This is a genomic window from Pontibacter ruber, assembly GCF_023630205.1.
Classification (GTDB): Bacteria; Bacteroidota; Bacteroidia; order Cytophagales; family Hymenobacteraceae; genus Pontibacter; species Pontibacter ruber.
Map to the genome: position 1 here is coordinate 280,376 of NZ_JALPRR010000002.1, position 14,041 is coordinate 294,416.

The window sequence follows — 14,041 nt, forward strand, 5'->3', positions numbered from 1 at the left end:
TAAACAGCATTTATGAAAAAGTTTAAATCCAGTAATACACTTCTCCTGCTGGCTCTTTTCGGGAGCCTGAGCGTAAGTGGTTTAACAGGCTGCAACAGCCAGGAAACAAAAACCGAAACGGAAAACACTGCTGCCACTACAGAAGAGCAAGGTACCATGAAGATCAAAAAAGAACCTTTTGGCACTACACCAACCGGGCAGGAAGTAAGCCTGTATACCTTAACTAACAAGAACGGTGTAACGGTGAAGATCACCAACTATGGTGCTATTGTTACCTCCCTTACAACCCCTGACAAAGACGGGAAGATGGGCGATGTGGTACTTGGTTTTAACGACGTAAGCGGCTACATCCCGAACGATCCGCACATCGGCGGTATAATCGGGCGCTTTGCCAACCGCATTGCCAAAGGCAGGTTTACCGTTGATGGCCAGGAGTATAAACTGGCTACCAACAACGGCCCGAACCACCTGCACGGCGGCAACATCGGCTTCGACAGGGTAGTATGGCAGGCAGAAGAAATGCCGGATCAGAACGCCATCAAGCTGACCTATGTGAGCAAGGACATGGAAGAAGGTTACCCGGGCAACTTAGCGGCCACCGTAACTTATACGTTGACGGAAGACAACAGCCTGAAGATCGACTATACCGCCACCACCGACAAGGCTACACCGGTTAACCTGACCAACCACAGCTACTTTAACCTGAGCGCAGGGGCAGACAAGGACATCCTGAACGATGTGGTGCAGATCAACGCAGACAAGTATACAGCTTCGGATAAAGACCTGATCCCGACTGGCGAGCTTGTTCCTGTAAAAGGCACACCGTACGATTTTACCACACCGCAGCCGGTGGGCACGCGCATAAACAACCTACAGGGCTACGGGTATGACCTGAACTATGTGATCAACAACGGAAACGATAAGTTAACGAAAGCAGCTACAGTGTATGACCCTACCACTGGCCGGGAAATGGAAGTGCTTACAACACAACCGGGCATACAGCTCTACACGGCTTACCACCTCGACGGCAGCCTGACCGGGAAGAACAATACAAAGTATGAGCGTTACGCCGGTCTTTGCCTGGAAGCGCAGCACTACCCGGATTCTCCGAACCAACCGAAGTTCCCAAACACTGTGATCAAGCCGGGCGAGACGTACCAGGAAACAACCATCTACAAGTTCTCTGTTCGTAAGTAAGTATAAAGTATAATAGGTTTATACTTTTGAAAGCCGCTTCTCAGCTTGGGGAGCGGCTTTTTTGTCTTCTTATACTCAGCGCCCCCGCTCGCCTCTGGAGAGTGTGAGCTATTCAGAGGCCTTCTGCCCCATCTAAGAGAATAAAGTTGTTGCTACACTGCTTATACTTCTTAATTGGCTATGAGCGAAAAGTCCCCCTTTGAAGGGGGCAGGGGGGATGACAAGCATGCACACGTGGCGGGACGCCATTTAATAGCGCACACTCGCCAGAGGCGAGCGAGGGCTATTGTATAAGTACAGCTGTGACTATAGCATTACGAGTATGCTAGCTCCCAAAAGCAAACACCAGCAGCAGTACAAAGCCGGTGACAGCCAGCAAACCGTGCCCTACTGCCAGTAAAGGTGGAATAGGCCTGCCGGTCAGGTCCCGGAATAACATGTAAGCGCCACCCAAGGCAGCCAGCACAAACAAGATCAGGCTGTCCCAGGGGTTGGGGCCTCCCTTCAGAATATACACGATCAGCAGGATGATACCTACGGCAGCTAAGGGGCCATGCGTGAACACGATCGCCTTTGGCGTTTCTTTGCCTCTAAGCACAAACGTTAGCAGGTACATCCCGAGCAGGGCTGCCAAAGCGAAAAATTCGATTGCTATAAATAGGGTTGCCATGGCTGCTTAGGTTATCGGGTTGTTAATATCGCGCTGACCGGAGCGATGTTTTTCGCCTTCGATAAGGTGTTCGCCGGAAACGTCGATCTGCTTTTGCTCCAGGTTTGCAATGGCGGGTCCCTCGATCACGCTGCCATCGATCATGAAGCGGCTGCCATGGCAGGGGCAGTCCCAGGTGTTTTCAGCGTTGTTCCAGTGCACAATGCACTTCATGTGCGTACAGACCGCGGAGCAGGCGTGCAGCTGGTTGTTGGGGTTGCGGTACACAGCCACCTTTTCCCCGTCTATCTCCATGGTTTTGCCTTCTCCTGGCGCAATCTCAGAGAGGTGTTTTACATCGGCGCTAAAAGGCGTGTCCTTCAGGTATTGGGCTGCTACGTTTACATTCTCTTTCACAAAAGTCTTTGCTGTCGCCAGGTTGGTGCCCCGGGTCGCGTCGAATGCCTTTAACCAATTATTGTCTTTCCCTACGATCATATCCGATAGCAGCATGCCGGCCACGGTGCCGTAGATCAGGCCATCGGCATAAAAACCGGTAGCGATGTAGGTACGTTTGGCATCCTTGTGCGTTAGCCCGATGTAAGGTACCCCGTCGCCTGACCTGTAATGCTGGGCCGACCAACGGTACTCCACCGATGCCACATCAAAGTGCTTGCGGGCGTAGTCTTCCAGTTCGTTAAAATAATGCTGGTATTCCTGATGAGAGGCCTGGCCGGTTTTATGGTGGTTGCCGGCCACCATCAGCATGTCCAGTTTCATCGAATCGGTGCTGTGGGTGGTAATGGCCTTGTGCATGGTGTCGTTCTGCCAGAAATAAGCATCCGGGTAATCATCGTTCCGCAGCCTGACGGCCACCACATAGCTGCGGTGCGGTGCCGCTACGGTTTGCACCGTATGAATGCCAATGGGAATGTGTGTGGCAATGACGATCTGGCGGCAGGTTACAGTGCCGTGTTGCGTTTTAAGTAGGCAATGGTCTTTCTCTTCTTTCAGGTCGAAGACGGTGGTGTGCTCGTAGATCTGGCAGCCGCGTGCGGCAATATCCGTGGCAAGGCCCAGCACATAGCGAAGCGGATGAAACCGCGCCTGCCCGTGCATCCGGGCGGCTATCCGGATACCATCCTGGTTCAGGTACGGAACATTCTCTGTAAACTCGATGGGCATACCTGCCCGCTGCAATGCGTCTACTTCTTTCTCGATGGTGGACACCATGTTTTCTTCTTCCGTAAAAAAGTACCAGGGGCGGCGGGCGAAATGGCAGTCGATTTGTTTTTGCAGCGTTTGATGTTCAATAAAGTCCAGGGCAGCGGCGCGGGCGTATGCAACCGAGCTCATGGTTTCCTTATCCCGGCTATCGAGAATCTTGTGATAGTAAGCGCCTGTGGGTACATACAGGTTGCCGGTAGACCAGCCGGTGGTGCCTCCTCCAACTCTTCTGGCTTCCAGCACGGCTACGCTTTTGCCGGCATCCGTTAACTGCAGCGCCGTCGTGATTCCTGTAATGCCACCCCCGATGATGGCGACATCTACATCCAGATTGCCCTCCAGGGGCGGGAACTCAGGACGTTGGGGCGTGGTAGCCTCCCAGAACGATTGTGTTTTCATAGCCGTGATTTAAGTTCGTTAGCTATACATTAAAGTATAGCCTATACTTTGAATGTGATCTTCTTATTTGATGCTGCTTCAGGATGAAAGTTACAGCGGGTGCCTTCTTATTTTAGCGCTTACAGCAAGGCAAGTAGATAGGGGTGAAGCAATGGGTGATAGGAGGGGAGGGAACTGTGTAGTGGAAGTGAAACTATTCACCGATCTCACCTGAGTCGATCCAGAACTCCCTGCCTTTGGGTAATACATGCATGGTCAGGTTCTCCAGGCAAAGCGCCTCCCCTTCGCCAGCCTGTGCATAGTTGTTCGCCGTCAGCTTGCGTCCGTCGATCAGAATCACCAGTCCGGAGCCGATGGTCTCGACGCAATTCCCTTCCGTAATCAGGATACCGGTGTCTTCGCCCAGACCAATCCCAATATGGCTGGGGTTTGCTGCTATGGTTTCGATCAGTCGGGGAATCCGGCGGCGGTTTACAAAGTGCGTGTCAATTACGATCTGATCCAGAAGACCGAGCCCTTCCCTCAGGCTCACCATGCCTTTGATGAGCGGGATCGATTCCCTGGATCGTCCTATCATCGTATTTGCCAGGGCCATGGCTCCCGCACTGGTGCCGGAAATCAGGAACTTTTCTTCCTGTAAGTACCGGTTCCTGAGAAGTTGCAGCGCCTGCGATCCATGAAAAGCTTCTGCTATGCGCAGCTGATCTCCGCCCGTAAACATCACCCCGTTTGCTTTGGATAAACGGTCCAGGTACCCGCGGTTGTTCGCATCTTCTGTACTTTTAATGTGTAACACGCCCACGTTATCGCAGCCAAGCAGCAGGAACGCATCCATATAAGCCTGGCCAACTTCTTCCGGGATCAGGGAGGCCGTGGTTATTACTTCGATGCGGGTGCCAAGGCCGTAGAGTTCGTCGTGTATCCGGCGCAGTATGCCATGCTCGAAAAAGCGGATGCGGCTACCCAGTTCCTCATCCGCTGGCCTCGGAACAGATCCTTTGTCTTCGTTCCCCCCGATGGCCACTATCTTTCCTTTTGGAGCTTCCATTTGCTGATCCGATTTATACGTTAAACGTTGGATTTTGCAAATTTGATCTTGTATTTAAGGAGAAGTATGGGAGTGGATAGGAAGCCGGATTTATACTTTAGCAACTTACCTGCGGCGCGGCAGGCACAGTTTCAGGGCAGCAGGCATACGCCTGGCCCAGGCAGCTTCGTTGTGTTTGTCTTCAGGCGCTTTTACCCACACAAAGTCTCTGTTTTCTTTGTAGCCTTTCTGACGTAGCGCCGCCAACATATCGTCTATGCCGGGCTGCAGTCTTTCTTCCAGCTCAATGCCGCCGTTGTCGATGTAGAAGTATAGCTTTTTCTTTTTGCCGTTATAAGCAAGTACATCCTTTACATAATCGATGTGCTGAATTTTAAAGGCTGGCGACATGCAGATCGCTTTGGAAAAGACCTGTGGATACTCCCAAGTGAGCATGAATGCCATGATGCCCCCGGCGGAGGAGCCACCCACCAGGGTATGTTTCCGGTCCGGTTTGGTACGGTAGGTCTGGTCGATAAGCGGTTTAACCTCGTTCACGACAAAGTCCATGTAAGCGCTGCCTTTATCGCCGGGAATGTACTCTTCCATTCTGTCGGGCGTGTTGTAAATGCCGACTACAATTACCGGCTCTATGGCCTTTGCCCGGATCAGGCTGTCGCTGATCTCATCAATCCGCCAGTCTACGCCGTAGGAACTCGTGGCCGGATCGAAGACATTCTGTCCGTCGTGCATGTATAGTACCGGGTAGCGCTTGCTATTCTTTTCATTATACCCCGGTGGCAGCCATACCACCAGGTCGCGCTTGGGCAGACTACCACCGGCAAGATCTCTGTGGTATTTCAGGGTACCCGTAATGCCTCCTGTAAATGTTTTTTTCGCGTTGCTTTTGCTCCAGTGCTTTACTTCATCTTGTATGATCGTGTCGCCACTTACCCGGATGCTGAAATTAGGGAGCGGCTGTCCGCTAACGTTGGTGGCCTCAAGTTCCCAGGAGCCTAAGGTATACTTGTACTCTATTAACTGCGGCTCCTGCAACTGTACTTTTTTGCTCCAGGTATGATCGCCCTGGTATTCCATACTTACCTTTCCCGGATCCCAGCTTCCCAGTTGGCTGGTATTGCCGGTTATGTACACCGTGCTGCTGTCAGCAAGCTCCGGGGCATGAAGTATAAAGGTGATTTTAGGTGCTGTGTTTACACCAGCTGTCGCCTGTGCAAAAGCAAAAGAGATAAATAACTTAAAAAGTATGGAAAGTATAGCGATCCGCATGAGATGGTTTTTGTCAGGTATGGTACGGTGGGCGGAAGATACGAAAGGTATAAATATTACCATCAAACGAGCGTATCATCATTTCCGGTTAATTGAACAGGAGCAATATTGGTGTAGGTACAACGATTCTACATCGTATTCGTTAAGAACGGAACCTATAGATTTAAGTCCGCCTGCCTTAACTAATTGCAGGCCTTTAACTTGTGATACTAAAACATAAAAGTATATGGCAAAAGTAAAGTGGAAAACCGATCCGGCGCACAGCGAAATTCAGTTCAAGGTAAAGCACCTCATGATCACAACCGTTACAGGCTACTTCAGCAAATTTGACCTGGAGGTGGAAACAGAAGATGAAGATTTTACCAAAGCTTCCAGCATTGTGTTCACAGCCGATGTGAACTCGATCAACACCAACAACGAGCAGCGCGACACGCACCTGCGCTCGGCAGACTTTTTTGACGCCGAAAACCATGGCGAACTCCGCTTTGTAGGTAAAAACTACGAGGAAACAGGGGAGGGCAGAGCCAGGCTGCACGGCGACCTTACCATCCGGGGCACCACCAAGCCGGTTACGGTGGAGGTAGAGTACCATGGCATTGTGGTAGACCCCTACGGACAAACCAAGGCAGGTTTTGAAGTAAACGGCAAGATCAGCCGCAAAGAGTTTGGCCTGATGTGGGATGCCGTGACCGAAGCCGGCAGCGTGGTAGTAAGCGATGAGATCAGGCTGCACTGCGAAATTCAGCTGGTAAAGCAGGCGTAGGTTGTAAGCTTTACAAGTATAGCTTCAGAAACTATACTTGCCAAAACAAATAAAAAGCCGTCCGGATCATTCCCGGACGGCTTTTATACTTAGCGGCTAACCTGGCTTAGGCCTTTGCTTGTTTCTCTTGCTTCACGCTTGGGTACTGATCCGGCGTTACGTCAAAGTCCTCTTCCAAAGACCAGCCGGTTTTCAAGCCGATCACGAACCAGGCCAGCGCCAGCACGCCACCCGCAAAGATCGTATCACCTACTACGCGCAGCCAGCGCAACACTTCCATGGTATCGGTTTGCATGAACTCCATGGAGCGGGCGTACCACAAGCCGTACTCCACGCTGGCCCAGGTTTGCAGCAGACCGATCGGCAGCACACTGATCAGCACCATCAGCATCAGACCGATGTTAATGGACCAGAACGCGAAACTGATTACGCCGTCTTTCCAGCGTCTGCGGGCCGATAAGCCTTTCAGCACGAACAGCATCAGGCCGATACCCAGCATGCCGTACACCCCGAACAATGCGGTGTGGCCGTGCACCGGTGTGGTGTTGAGCCCCTGCATGTAATAGAGCGCAATCGGAGGGTTGATCACGAAGCCGAACACACCCGCACCTACGAGGTTCCAGAAAGCCACCGCTATGAAACTATAGATCGGCCATTTGTATGCCTTCATCCATTGAGTAGCACGGCTGATCTCCAGGTTGTGGTACGCTTCGAAGCCGATGAGTACCAGCGGTACTACTTCCAGCGCGCTAAAGGTTGCGCCCAGGGCCATCACCGAAGTCGGCGTGCCGCTGAAGTATAAGTGGTGGAACGTACCGATGATACCGCCAAAGAGGAAGATGATGGTAGAGAACAGCACGGTAGCTGTGGCCAGTTTGGTATCGAGCAGGCCCATGCGCACGAACAGGAACGCAATCACCACGGTAGCAAATACCTCGAAGAAGCCTTCAACCCACAGGTGCACTACCCACCAGCGCCAGTACTCGGCAATGGCCAGGTTGGTATGCTGTCCCCACATCAGGCCGGAAGCATAGAAGATGGCAATGGCAGCCGAAGAGATCAGGAACATGCCCAGCAGGTGGCGTCCTTCCACATCGTTTCTAAAAGCAGGTATGATAGCGCGTACCATCAGGCCCAGCCACAGGAACAAGCCCACCAGCAGGAAGATCTGCCAGAAGCGGCCTAAGTCTACATATTCATAGCCCTGGTGACCGAACCAGAAGTTCTCGCCGTAGCCCAGTTTCTGCATTACGCCGTACCACTGACCGGCCAGCGAACCAGCCACGATGATCAGCAGGCAGATGAAGAGGAAGTTAACCCCCAACTTCTGGAACTTAGGCTCGTAACCCGACACAGCCGGGGCAATGTATAAACCAGTGGCCAGCCAGGAGGTTGCGATCCAGAAAATAGCCAGCTGCACGTGCCAGGTACGGGTAATGGAATACGGCAGGTAATCAGCCAATGGGAAGCCGTAAAGTGCCTGTCCTTCTACGCCGTAGTGCGCTGTTACCACCCCCAGCGTTACCTGCACCAGTATCAGGGCGGTCACGATCCAGAAGTACTTCAGCGTCGCTTTCATGGATGGGGTTGCCTTCAAACCCAGCAAGGGATCCTGCTTTGGCAGTTTGGAAGTGTCGATGCCTTCCTCATGATTAGAAGCATAGTAGTAAGCCAGCAAACCAACGCCCGCGATCAGGATGATCACGCTGAAACCGGTCCAGATGATGAGGTCAGAGCTTGGCTCGTTGGCTACCAGTTTTTCGGAAGGCCAGTTGTTGGTGTAGGTGATCTTCATGCCGGGGCGCTCGGTTACGCAGGCCCAGGAGGTCCAGAAGAAGAAGGCGTTCATTTTGCGCATACGCTCCGGATCCTTTACGGTATTGTCAGCCATGGCATAGGCATCGCGGTGCTTGGCCAGTGCCGGATCGTTCATGAACAAACCAGTGTAATGTTTGCTTACATCAGCAATGGCTTCTGCACGCAGGTCTGAGATAGTCAGCACGCCAGTTTCCGGGTCGTAGGTGTTGGCGCGGATCTGCTTTTGCAGGCGGGCCTGCAGCATGGCCTGTAGTTCTGAATCCAGTTCGTCGTGTTTTACGCCTTTCTCCTGTTGTGCCCAGCTGTCGAGGAAGAACATGGCTTCTTTGTGCAGCCACTCAGCGCTCCAGTCAGGCGCTACATAAGCGCCGTGGCCCCAGATAGAACCCAGTTCCTGGCCACCAATCGACTGCCACACGTTTTGCCCGTCTTTGATGTCCTGTTCGGTGAAGAGCACCTTCCCGGAAGTGGTTACAACTTGCTTCGGAATAGGAGGGGCCTGTCGGTAGATCTCGGATCCGTAGTACCCGAGTACGGCAAAGGAGCCCACGATCACGGCAATGAACCCCAGCCATAGCTTTTTATACTTCATAAGAGTAAAAATTAATAGTTATCAGTGTAAGTTTTGTTTTCATCCTGAAGGGAGGCATTGATTGGGTTCGTTGATCACCCACCAAGCGCTTCCTTGTTTTCGGGTCAAAGGTCAGGAGGGAATGGCTCCGGAAAAATGACAAAAATCATTAATAAAAGATTTTAGGGTCTTTTAATATTGATCTTTGTCGCTTTACCTTTGTGAGGCAGGTAGCAGGTGTGTTGCCTATAGATAAAACCTACTTTTTAGTTATGCCTATCACACAAGTAAAGAGCAACTTTCTGGAGAAATTCATGATCATGAACCCGTATGCCGATCCGGCAGAGGAGGCGTCGGTGCAACAAATGGTGGAAGAAATACGCGAGCTGAAGCGGGAGAAGAACGCTGTCATCCTTTCGCACTTTTACATGGCGCCCGAGCTGCAGGTAAAGCACACGGACGGCGGCATTGCCGATTTTGTAGGCGACTCGCTGGGCCTGAGTGTGGCTGCTAAAAGCGTGGAGGCAGCCAACATTGTTTTCTGTGGCGTCAGGTTCATGGCAGAGACGGCCAAGATCCTGAACCCAGGCAAACAGGTGCTGCTGCCCAGTTTTGAGGCCGGTTGCTCGCTTGCCGAAAGTATAACCGGAGCCGATGTGCGCAAACTGAAAGCGCAGTACCCGGGCGTGCCGGTGGTGGCCTATATCAACACCTACGCCGAGACCAAAGCCGAAGCCGACATCTGCTGCACCTCCCGCAACGCCCTCGACATTGCCCGCTCGTTCGAAGGCGACCGGCTGATCTTTTTGCCGGACCTGTTTATGGGCCGAAACCTGCAAACCCGCATCAAAGCCGAAACAGGCAAGGAGCTTATACTTTGGGAGGGCAAATGCGAGGTACACGAGCAGTTCACATCGCAGCGCATCAATGGCCTGAAGATGATGTACCCCGAGGCGCAGGTGCTTGTGCACTGGGAGGTACCGGACAATACCGTAGCCGACGCCCTGACCGGAACAGGCGGCGTAGTGGGCAGCACATCCGACATCATCCGGTTTGTGGGCGAGAGCCAGACTAGGCAGTTTATACTTGGTTCGGAGTGCGACCTTGGCGCTACGCTGCGCGGGCTGTATCCGGAGAAAGAGTTTGTGGTGCCCTGCATCAAATGCCCGCACATGAAGCAGATTTCGCTGCAACGTACCCTGGAGGCACTGCGCGCAATCGGTACGGAAGCGGAGCGTAATTTTGAAATGACAATAGAGGAAGAAATACGCCGGAAAGCGCTGGTGCCCATTGAGCGCATGCTGGCCTTTGCTTAACGTATAAACTGCCAGGTATGACGCTGAAGTATGACTTCGTTGTTTTAGGCAGCGGCATTGCCGGTCTAACTTTTGCCCTGCATGCCGCTACGTACGGTACGGTGGCCGTGGTGTGCAAAGCCGGTGCCACAGAAACCAACACCGCCTACGCCCAGGGAGGTATAGCCGCCGTGCTGGGCGCTTACGACTCGTTTGAACAGCACGTGCAGGATACCCTGACAGCCGGTGCCGGACTGTGCAACGAAGCGGCTGTCCGCTACATGGTAGAGCAGGCGCCACAAGCCATCGGGTGGTTGCAGGCGCAGGGTGTTTTGTTTGACAAAAGCGACAGCCGGCAACTGGCATTGGGCCTGGAAGGCGGCCACAGCCGGCACCGCATTGCCCACGTGAAAGACCATACCGGCCTGAGCATACAACAGGTGCTGGTGCAGGCAGCGCGGCATCAACCTAACATTACCTTACTGGAGCACCACCTAGGAATTGACCTGCTCACAGAAAACCAGGTATGTTATGGGGTGGAGGTGTTGGATTTGAAAAATGGCGCCATCAAAACCATACTTGCCGGAGCTGTTGCATTGGCCACAGGCGGATCGGGCAGGGTATACCAGCACACCACCAACCCGGCCATCGCCACCGGCGACGGACTGGCCATGGCCTGCCGGGCAGATGCGGAGGTGACTAACATGGAATTCTTCCAGTTCCATCCAACAGCCCTTTACGAGCCTGGCGCAAAAGATACGTTTCTGGTCAGCGAAGCCTTGCGCGGAGCCGGCGCTGAACTGGTACTACCAGACGGCAACCGATTTATGCACCGCCATCACCCCCTAGGCTCCCTGGCTCCCCGCGATGTAGTGGCCCGTGCTGTGTACGAGCAAATGCAGCTGCTTAACAGCCCCTGTCTATACCTGGATGCACGCCACCTGCCAAAAGGTAAGGTGCAAAAGCAATTTCCGTTTATTACTACCAAGTGCAAAAGTATAGGCATCGATCCTGTTAATGACTTGATCCCAGTGGTTCCTGCAGCGCATTACCAGTGCGGCGGCCTTCAGACAGACCTGCACGGGCAGACCTCCCTAGCACGGTTGTATGCCATCGGGGAAGTAGCCTGCACCGGCGTGCACGGCGCCAACCGGCTGGCCAGCAATTCACTGCTGGAAGGTGTGGTGTTTGGCAAAAGTGCTGCAGTACATGCGGTTAGATTGCCAAAAGGTGTATCATACTTGCCAGACAATCAGGAAAGTATAACGAGTGAAAGTATACCTGCTGCAATGCGAACAGCAGCAAGTATAAAACAGCAGTTGCAGCACCTGATGTGGGAACATGCCGGAATTGTGCGTACCGTACAGGGGCTGCAACAGGCCATCAGACGGGTAGAAGCGCTTAAGCAGCAACTGCAACCCACCCATAATTTGGCCCCTACGTGCCAAGGTAGGATAGAAACCAAAAACCTGCTCACGGTGGCTGAGATCATCCTGAAGGCCTGCCTGAGCAGAACTGAAAGTATAGGCGGCCACTACATGGAACAGGTCCCTGAGCTTACCTTGTCGCATTAGCACACTCACAGACAAAGCTTTTTGCCGGAAGTAGCCGTTTTTATACTTCTTCGTATAGAGAGAAAAACTTTTTTACAGCGATACAGCCATTCGTATACTTTTCAGATACAGGCTGTTCAGGAGCCGGCCGGCCATTTCATCCGTCGATTCTTTGCCTGTAATCTAAAGGTAACTATCTTTATAAAAAACATTGCCCTTGAAAGAACACTCCCACAACCCAAACCATACCGTTGACGAAAAGTCGCTGCTGCAGGCCATTATCGAAACCGCACTGGATGGTATCATCACCATCGACCGCTATGGCATCATTGAAACCGTAAACCCGGCTGCTGCAAAGATCTTTGGCTACTCTCCAGAAGAGATGATCGGCAACAACGTGAACATGCTCATGCCGGAGCCTGACCACAGCCTGCACGATACCTACATCCACAACTATCATCGTACGGGCGTCGGGCAGATCATCGGGAAAGGGCGTGAAGTGCTTGGCAAAAAGAAGGACGGCACTGTTTTCCCGTTCATGCTTGGTGTCAGCGAAGCTACCGTGCAGGGGAAGCAGATCTTCACCGGACTTGTGCACGATATTTCGGAGCTGAAGAAGACGGAGGCCGCCCTGCGCGAAAGTGAGAGCCAGATCAATTCCATCATCCAGACCGCAGTAGACGGCATCATCACCATCGATATGCGGGGCATCATTGAGATGGTGAATCCCTCGGCTGCAAAGTTGTTCGGCTACACAGAAGATGAGCTGCTCGGTCAGAAGATCAACCTGCTGATGCCAGAGCCGGACCGCAGCCTGCACGACAACTACATGCACCACTACCACGAGACTGGCGAAAAACGCATCATCGGGATCGGGCGTGAAGTAACGGGCCTGAAAAAGGACGGCACTATTTTTCCGCTTTTCCTGAGCATAAGCGAAGTGTTGCTGGCAAAACGCAAAGTATACACCGGCTTTATACACGACATTACCCAGCAGAAGCTGAGCGAGGAGCGCCTGCGCCGCTATGCTGCCGAACTGGAGCGCAGCAACCGCGAGTTGCAGGACTTTGCTTATGTATCGTCGCACGATTTGCAGGAGCCGCTACGCAAGATACAGGCCTTCGGCGACAGGCTCAAAACCAAGGAGTACGAGCACCTGAGCGAACAAGGCAAGGATTACGTGGACCGTATGCTGAATGCTGCCTCCCGTATGCAGAACCTCATCAACGATCTGCTGGAGTTTTCGCGCGTTACTTCCAAGTCCAAGCCGTTCGTAAAAGTTGATCTGAACAACATCCTGAAGGAAGTGCTGTCGGACCTGGAGATCATGATCGAGAAAACAGGTGCTGAGATCAAGCACTCTGAGCTGCCGGTAATCGATGCGGAACCAACCCAGATGCGCCAACTGTTTCAGAATCTGATCAGTAATGCCATTAAGTTCCGGAAGGAAAATGAGAAGCCGGTGATCAATATTTTTGCAAAACACCTGCAGTTAAAAGCGCACCTGACCGGCACGCCGGGCGATGAACTGATCGAGCTGCACTTTGAAGACAACGGCATAGGTTTCGACGAAAAGTACCTGGACCGTATCTTCAACATCTTCCAAAGGCTGGAAGGTCAGAAGTATGAAGGCTCCGGCATCGGCCTTGCCATCTGCCGGAAAATTGCCATCCGCCACGGCGGCGACATTACGGCCAGAAGCCAGACGGGCATAGGCACCCGTTTTATCGTAACATTAGCAACAAAGCACATTCAGGAGTAAACATTAGATCATGACCCAAAATAAAAGACCCATTGTCATACTTATTGCCGATGACGATGCAGAGGACCGGATGCTGGTAAAAGAGGCGCTGCAGGAAAGCAGGCTTACCAACCATATACAGTTTGTAGAGAACGGGGAAGAACTGGTAGACTACCTACATAACCGCGGCAAATTTGCGGATAAAGAACAGTATCCGACTCCAGGCCTGATCCTGCTGGACCTGAACATGCCTAAAAAAGATGGCCGCGAGGCCCTGAAGGAAATAAAGTCAGACGATCACCTGCGAGTAATTCCGGTAGTGGTACTGACCACGTCCAAAGCCGAAGAAGACATACTCCGCACCTACGACCTGGGTGTAAGCTCTTTCATCACCAAGCCGGTTACGTTCGCATCGCTGGTAGACGTGATGAAGACCCTGAGCAAATACTGGTTCGAAATAGTAGAACTTCCAAAACCTTGAATGTTAGATAGGTAGAGAGTTAGAGAAGTA

At 52.5% G+C, this 14,041-nt stretch carries 11 protein-coding genes; 6 read left to right on the forward strand and 5 right to left on the reverse strand.

The features are described 5' to 3' along the window. Positions 1-12 precede the first annotated feature (12 nt). The gene (locus MJ611_RS08005) at positions 13-1,197 is read left to right on the forward strand and encodes an aldose epimerase family protein (RefSeq protein ID WP_250429149.1); all 1,185 of its coding nucleotides are present in this window, start codon (positions 13-15) and stop codon (positions 1,195-1,197) included. A gap of 325 nt (positions 1,198-1,522) precedes the next feature. On the opposite strand, the gene MJ611_RS08010 is transcribed toward MJ611_RS08005, so the two are convergent. The 4 genes from MJ611_RS08010 to MJ611_RS08025 form a co-directional block, all read right to left on the reverse strand. After that, on the reverse strand, positions 1,523-1,867 hold the full coding sequence (locus MJ611_RS08010) for a hypothetical protein (protein ID WP_250429150.1): 345 nt from the start codon (positions 1,865-1,867) through the stop codon (positions 1,523-1,525). A 6-nt stretch (positions 1,868-1,873) separates the two neighbouring features. After that, a complete protein-coding gene (locus MJ611_RS08015) occupies positions 1,874-3,472 on the reverse strand; it encodes an FAD-dependent oxidoreductase (protein WP_250429151.1) in 1,599 nt (532 codons plus the stop codon). A 193-nt stretch (positions 3,473-3,665) separates the two neighbouring features. Beyond that, entirely contained in the window at positions 3,666-4,520 is an 855-nt protein-coding gene (locus MJ611_RS08020) for a cyanophycinase (protein WP_250429152.1), read from the reverse strand. A 105-nt stretch (positions 4,521-4,625) separates the two neighbouring features. Then, the gene (locus MJ611_RS08025; protein WP_250429153.1) at positions 4,626-5,852 is read right to left on the reverse strand and encodes an alpha/beta hydrolase-fold protein; all 1,227 of its coding nucleotides are present in this window, start codon (positions 5,850-5,852) and stop codon (positions 4,626-4,628) included. Positions 5,853-6,015: 163 nt separating this feature from the next. Between MJ611_RS08025 and MJ611_RS08030 the strand changes: the two genes are divergently transcribed. After that, complete coding sequence (locus MJ611_RS08030; RefSeq protein WP_250429154.1) at positions 6,016-6,552, forward strand: YceI family protein; 537 nt, start codon at positions 6,016-6,018, stop codon at positions 6,550-6,552. A gap of 106 nt (positions 6,553-6,658) precedes the next feature. On the opposite strand, the gene MJ611_RS08035 is transcribed toward MJ611_RS08030, so the two are convergent. Further along, positions 6,659-8,962, reverse strand: coding sequence for a nitric-oxide reductase large subunit (locus MJ611_RS08035; protein ID WP_250429155.1), 2,304 nt, complete (start codon positions 8,960-8,962; stop codon positions 6,659-6,661). Between the two features lie 251 nt (positions 8,963-9,213). On the opposite strand from MJ611_RS08035, the gene nadA reads away from it, so the two are divergent. The 4 genes from nadA (at position 9,214) to MJ611_RS08055 (ending at position 14,011) form a co-directional block, all read left to right on the forward strand. Next, on the forward strand, positions 9,214-10,257 hold the full coding sequence (gene nadA, locus MJ611_RS08040) for a quinolinate synthase NadA (RefSeq protein ID WP_250429156.1): 1,044 nt from the start codon (positions 9,214-9,216) through the stop codon (positions 10,255-10,257). Between the two features lie 17 nt (positions 10,258-10,274). Further along, complete coding sequence (nadB, locus tag MJ611_RS08045; protein ID WP_250429157.1) at positions 10,275-11,810, forward strand: L-aspartate oxidase; 1,536 nt, start codon at positions 10,275-10,277, stop codon at positions 11,808-11,810. Between the two features lie 196 nt (positions 11,811-12,006). Continuing rightward, on the forward strand, positions 12,007-13,551 hold the full coding sequence (locus tag MJ611_RS08050) for a sensor histidine kinase (RefSeq protein WP_250429158.1): 1,545 nt from the start codon (positions 12,007-12,009) through the stop codon (positions 13,549-13,551). Positions 13,552-13,561: 10 nt separating this feature from the next. Next, complete coding sequence (locus MJ611_RS08055; RefSeq protein WP_250429159.1) at positions 13,562-14,011, forward strand: response regulator; 450 nt, start codon at positions 13,562-13,564, stop codon at positions 14,009-14,011. Positions 14,012-14,041: the final 30 nt, after the last annotated feature.

What these genes read in the sequence shown, in the direction of transcription:
- MJ611_RS08015 (WP_250429151.1), bottom strand. Translation starts at nt 3,472, where the DNA reads ATGAAAACACAATCGTTCTGGGAGGCTACCACGCCCCAACGTCCTGAG.
- MJ611_RS08035 (WP_250429155.1), bottom strand. Translation starts at nt 8,962, where the DNA reads ATGAAGTATAAAAAGCTATGGCTGGGGTTCATTGCCGTGATCGTGGGC.
- MJ611_RS08055 (WP_250429159.1), top strand. Translation starts at nt 13,562, where the DNA reads ATGACCCAAAATAAAAGACCCATTGTCATACTTATTGCCGATGACGAT.
- MJ611_RS08010 (WP_250429150.1), bottom strand. Translation starts at nt 1,867, where the DNA reads ATGGCAACCCTATTTATAGCAATCGAATTTTTCGCTTTGGCAGCCCTG.
- MJ611_RS08005 (WP_250429149.1), top strand. Translation starts at nt 13, where the DNA reads ATGAAAAAGTTTAAATCCAGTAATACACTTCTCCTGCTGGCTCTTTTC.
- nadB (WP_250429157.1), top strand. Translation starts at nt 10,275, where the DNA reads ATGACGCTGAAGTATGACTTCGTTGTTTTAGGCAGCGGCATTGCCGGT.
- MJ611_RS08020 (WP_250429152.1), bottom strand. Translation starts at nt 4,520, where the DNA reads ATGGAAGCTCCAAAAGGAAAGATAGTGGCCATCGGGGGGAACGAAGAC.
- MJ611_RS08030 (WP_250429154.1), top strand. Translation starts at nt 6,016, where the DNA reads ATGGCAAAAGTAAAGTGGAAAACCGATCCGGCGCACAGCGAAATTCAG.
- nadA (WP_250429156.1), top strand. Translation starts at nt 9,214, where the DNA reads ATGCCTATCACACAAGTAAAGAGCAACTTTCTGGAGAAATTCATGATC.
- MJ611_RS08025 (WP_250429153.1), bottom strand. Translation starts at nt 5,852, where the DNA reads ATGGTAATATTTATACCTTTCGTATCTTCCGCCCACCGTACCATACCT.